This is a genomic window from Shewanella sp. SR44-4 (assembly GCF_014163715.1).
Lineage (GTDB): Bacteria > Pseudomonadota > Gammaproteobacteria > Enterobacterales > Shewanellaceae > Shewanella.
In genome coordinates this window covers 1-5113 of the sequence record NZ_JACJDU010000089.1, presented here as the reverse complement: position 1 = coordinate 5113, position 5113 = coordinate 1, and the positions used below count along the sequence as shown (strand labels likewise).

Annotated in this window: 4 protein-coding genes; all 4 read right to left on the bottom strand. The window is 42.2% G+C overall.

The window, feature by feature from the left end; genetic code table 11:
- Positions 1-111: 111 nt before the first annotated feature.
- Positions 112-669: a DUF4136 domain-containing protein gene (locus H5125_RS21285; protein WP_101086418.1), complete on the bottom strand. Its 558-nt coding sequence runs from the start codon at positions 667-669 to the stop codon at positions 112-114.
- A gap of 486 nt (positions 670-1155) precedes the next feature.
- Positions 1156-2901, bottom strand: a complete 1746-nt coding sequence (locus H5125_RS21280; RefSeq protein WP_182745412.1) for a sugar phosphorylase — start codon at positions 2899-2901, stop codon at positions 1156-1158.
- Between the two features lie 27 nt (positions 2902-2928).
- Complete coding sequence (locus H5125_RS21275) at positions 2929-4149, bottom strand: glycosyl transferase (RefSeq protein WP_182745410.1); 1221 nt, start codon at positions 4147-4149, stop codon at positions 2929-2931.
- Between the two features lies 1 nt (position 4150).
- Positions 4151-5113, bottom strand: a 963-nt coding sequence (locus H5125_RS21270) for an HAD-IIB family hydrolase (RefSeq protein ID WP_220487393.1), incomplete at its 5' end; no start/stop codon positions are given.

The window sequence follows — 5113 nt, the reverse complement described above, 5'->3', positions numbered from 1 at the left end:
GATATAGATATAGATATAGATATAGATATAGATATAGATATTGCTAGCCTACAAAAAAAGAAAGCCTCGATAAACGAGGCTTTCATTGGATACTTTATGTTGTGCTAAAGGTTACTTATTCGGCTTGGGTGGGTAATTCATCATTACAGTACCAATTGCTTGATTGATAGTGTTAATTCTCTCTTCTGGAGTGCTTTGTTCACGCACGGTATCGGCCACAGTACCACGCCAAATTAACTTACCGGTTTTGTTGTCAACTAAGTCGACCATTAATGTGCCAACATCATATTCACGCACAGTCGTTTCACTATGAAGACTGCCTCCGAATCCCCAACGAGGGCCATAATATGGGTTATAGCCGAAGTTACTGTTAAAGGTGTCGATATTGATTTTTTTATCAACTTTGGTGATGTAGTTAACTAATAAATCGGCATTTTGTTTGTCGGCTTTGCTGATGCCTTTTTGGCTTAATTGAGTTTCGACAGCAGCACGAACACGTTGGTCCATGAGTCCGTCTAAATGATAGCCCGCATCTTCATTTTTTTTCTCTACCCATGAATAGGTTTTATATTGTTCAAATGATACCGATGGATCGAAGTCTGAAGTAGATTTCAAGGTGCTACATGCGCTCAATGCTAATACTGCCGCAGCGATAAATAAGGTTTTCATACAGGCTCCAAAAACAAGATGTTAATTCTTATTAGCTTATAGAGAGCAAAGGCGTTGTCAAGTTAACAAGGTTTCATAACAAATGATAACAAACGGAAATAGTGTTAAAGAGCGATGACAATCCAAGAGCCTAGATCGCTACGCTGCTAGGACGCTACGCGGCTAGATGCTATAAAATCAACAGCCTAGTCGCGCAGCGAGTCAATATTAGCTGCGAAGCTGTTCTAGCAAGACGTAGTCCGTCCTCTGGCGAACCTGCGAGCAGCTAGGACGCTACGCGGTTAGATACTATAAAATCAACAGCCTAGTATCGCAGCGAGTCAATCTGAGCTGCGAAGCTGTTTTAGCAGGACGTAGTCCGCCCTCTCGCGAACCTGCGAGCTGCTAGGACGCTGCGCGGCTAGATGCTATAACATCTTAGCCGCAAAGCGGTCCCTAGAAGCGAAGCGCACTATCCGCGTAGCGGCCTAGCGGACATAGTCCGCCCTAGATACGTACATTGCTTATCCACACAGTTTGGTAGGGTTGCAGTGACATTGTTTGGGTGATGTCTTCTATTGGTTGTCCGCTTAATAGATCAACCCAGTTTTCCGCAATAATAAGGTTCAGTTCGTTAATGGGGAGATCGGTGATTTGGTCAGATACGTTACTGATACAAAAGATACTTTGTTTACGATTACGACTTTGACGCCAAAAACCAAATAGCTGTAACCCTAGGTGTAAGGTGAATTGAGTGGCATTGGGATGAAATGCAATTTGCTGAGTACGGATATTGATTAAATTGGTCAGCTCGGTTAGCACTTGGCTATGATCGCTGTTGGCATCATTTAGTTGTTCCGTTAGTTGATTGAGATCCCAACGATGACGGTTAATGGCCCGATTATGGGAAGTATTGGCCAGTTTTTCATAGTCGTTGCGGGTTCCCAGTAAACTGTGAATATAAATACCTGGAATTCCTTCGAGCGCTAACATAATGGTATGAGCACACACAAAACGTTGCATTCCCCATAGGTCTTTACCTTTAGTGGTTCCTTGTAACGCATCAAACAAGGCTATGTTCATTTCGTAAGGTTTTTGCAGGCCATCTTCTGTGGTTCTTGATGAAATTTGACCACCGAATTGCTTCATGGTGTCGACCAGAGTTTCAATCTCATCTTCGTCGAGTAAGCCCTCTGCCGGGCGTAAACCAATGCCATCGTGAGAAGCAATAAAATTAAAGTAAGTGGTGCCGTCTTGTGCGGGCGGCATACTCATAAGCCAGCGCTTTAAGTATAAGCAACTGCCGGTAATCAGGCTGTTGATCAATAAAGGCGGCAACGAGAAGTTATATATGCAATGTGCCTCGTTTGCATTACCAAAATAAGTTAAGTTTTGGGTGTTTGGAATGTTAGTTTCGGTAATGATAATGGCATCTTGTTGGGCGTGTTCAATTAATGTCCGCAATAAACGTACAACTTCATGGGTTTGCGGTAAGTTAATTGATTTATTGCCGACTATTTTCCATAAAAAAGCCACCGCATCGAGGCGAAAAATACTCACACCCGCATCTAAATATTGACGAATGATGCGGACAAACTCGATTAATACTTGTGGATTACGAAAATCAAAATCAACTTGATCATGACTAAAGGTACACCACACATGCTGAGTTCCGTTAGGTGTCTCTGTTGGTCTTAATAGTGCTGACGTTCTTGGCCGAACCACCGCACTTAAGTCATCATTTGGATTGGCAGTAAAGAAATAGTCATGTCCTACACCCTCACCTTTACAGAAATTATCAAACCATAAGCTTCGACTAGAACAATGATTGATCACTAAATCTGACATCAATCGTCGTTTACTGGCGATAGCACTGATGTCTGCCCACGACCCGAGCCCTTCGTTAACACTTGAATAGTCGATAACCGAGAAACCATCGTCTGAACTGTAAGGAAAAAACGGTAAAATATGCACAGCATTGATGCAACTTAAATAGCTGTCGATAAATTGTGCCAGCGTGGTGAGTGGCCGCTCACCTTGTTGGATCACACTGTCACCATAAGTGATCATAATAATGTCTTTTTCAGACCAATGATTTACAAAGGGTTCGGGCACTTGACAATACTCGGTGATACGCATGATATCGATGAGCTGATCAGCCAATGCTGGCACACTTGTGCTAATGTCGACATCGTTGTAAATACAGCTAAGTTGTTGCTGCAGCTTTTGCTGTAATCCATCCATTACTGACATAGGGTGTCCTCTTGGTCGATTTTGATATTAGCTAAACTCGGCATTATCGGCTTCAACAGCAGCTTTAAGCTGTTCAAGCACGTCGGGCATGGCACTCACGACTCGGCTCCATGTTGGCATAAACGGGGTTTCCATTGGATTATCTAAAAAGCGTTGCCCTGCCGTGACAATATTTTGGGCAAACATTTCAACCGCTTTTTCTTCTAAATGTATATCGGTGGTTAAGCCATTCATTAATGCATCATTATGATAGGTTTCGACATAATCGAGGGCAATACGGTAATAAGTTGCCTTAAGGGTTCGAAACGATTCGGTGCTAAAAGTATTACCTTGAGTGGCTAATTTTCGGAAAAATGCTTTGGTGATATCAATCGACATTTTAGACAAGCCCGCTTCTTCATTATCCAATGATAAGTCTTGATGTTTATGATCGTAATTGTCGGCAATATCGACCTGACAAATGCGATTATGGGCATAATTACGCTGCATTTCTGATAACACCCCAATTTCTAAGCCCCAGTCACTTGGAATACGTAGGTCGTTGAGCACGTCTCGTCTAAATGAAAACTCACCCGCTAATGGGTAACGAAAACTGTCCATATATTCTAAATATTCGTTGTAACCGACCACTTTTTTAAGCGCTTTAATTAACGGTGTAACTAATAGACGTGACACTCGACCATTAATTTGCCCATTAGACACACGTGCATAATACCCTTTGCTAAATTCATAGTTAAACTGTGGATTAGCGACCGGATAAAGCAGTCTAGCGAGTAATGATTTTTCATAGGTCACGATGTCACAGTCATGCAATGCAACCGATTCTGTTTTGCCTGAAGCCAAAATATAGCCCATGCAGTACCAGACATTTCGACCTTTACCCAGCTCTTTAGGGGCTAATCCTAACGCTTGCAGCTTTGCATCTAGCGCTTGTAAACGTGGGCCGTCATTCCATAGTATTCGGTGATGCTGCGGTAACTCACCAAAAAAGCTTAGCGCGTGTTTGTACTGCTTCAGATCGGCCCTATCTAATCCAATTACAATTTCGGATAAATACGGCACCTGTTTTAATTTACCGACAATATCTTTAAGTGCGGCGCCTTCTAGCTCTGAATACAGAGATGGCAAAATTAATCCTAACGGACGCGTTTTTGAAAACTTGATTAAGTCTTGCTCAAGCTCTTCATGGGTACGTCGGGTTAAATTATGCATTGTGGTGACAATGCCATTTTGATAAAAGTCGGCCATGTTACGCCCCTCCAAATGGTAGTTGGTTTAGCTGCGATTCAGCCGATGAAGACAATAGAGTTTGCTTGATGCATTCGGCCCAACCTTTAGGGCCGCACTCACTGCTTTGAATACTTTGTTTTTGGGTCGTTAATATGGGAAATGGATGAACAGGTGACTTAATTTGTATTGCAAGATCAGCAGCTTCGAGCATGGCATTGTCATTACCACTGTCACCAAGTGCAATAGTAGTCACCGGAGCGCTATATTGCTTGGAATAGATATCGGCTAACCATTTCATTGCTTTGCCTTTATCGCTATCTCCGCCCACATGTAGAAAGCGTCCCCCCTGCAGGGTATGTGCACCAACGCTTGTCATCAACTCAATAAAGGCTTGTTTATTAACTTCATTACCTTGCCAAAGTACTGGCTCGGCATAATGTCTAATCAAAGCCAATTTGGCATTATCGGGTGACAAATCGGTTATCTCACATAACTCTTCAACTGATAAAGATGAAAAACCAATAAAGTCATCGTTAAATGCCTGTGCATGTTGGTTTAACAATTCAAGCCAGTATTGTCGCGGCTGACAAAACTCTTTTATCCAATAATATCCTTGGGTAAATGTCCCCTCTGGCTGTTGGTCAAAGTACCCAATTGGAATATAAACGACTGCACCATTTTCAGATATAAACGGTGAGTTAAATCCGATGGTTTGTTGTAACTTCACCATTTCAGCAAAGGTTTTACTGGTATTAGCGATAATAGGAATATGGCGTTCATTCAATGCTTCAATCACTTCAATTGCATGACTAAAACTATAGTCAAAATGGTCCAGTAAAGTGCCATCGATGTCGGTAAAGATAAGTGGTCGTGTTGTCATATCGTATCCCTTTTCAATCATTGAATGCTGACTATCAAGAATGTTATCAAGCGGTATAAACGTTGACGAGCGATAACGAGCGGTGACGAGCGATATCAAGCG

What these genes read in the sequence shown, in the direction of transcription:
- H5125_RS21285 (WP_101086418.1), bottom strand. Translation starts at nt 669, where the DNA reads ATGAAAACCTTATTTATCGCTGCGGCAGTATTAGCATTGAGCGCATGT.
- H5125_RS21280 (WP_182745412.1), bottom strand. Translation starts at nt 2,901, where the DNA reads ATGTCAGTAATGGATGGATTACAGCAAAAGCTGCAGCAACAACTTAGC.
- H5125_RS21275 (WP_182745410.1), bottom strand. Translation starts at nt 4,149, where the DNA reads ATGGCCGACTTTTATCAAAATGGCATTGTCACCACAATGCATAATTTA.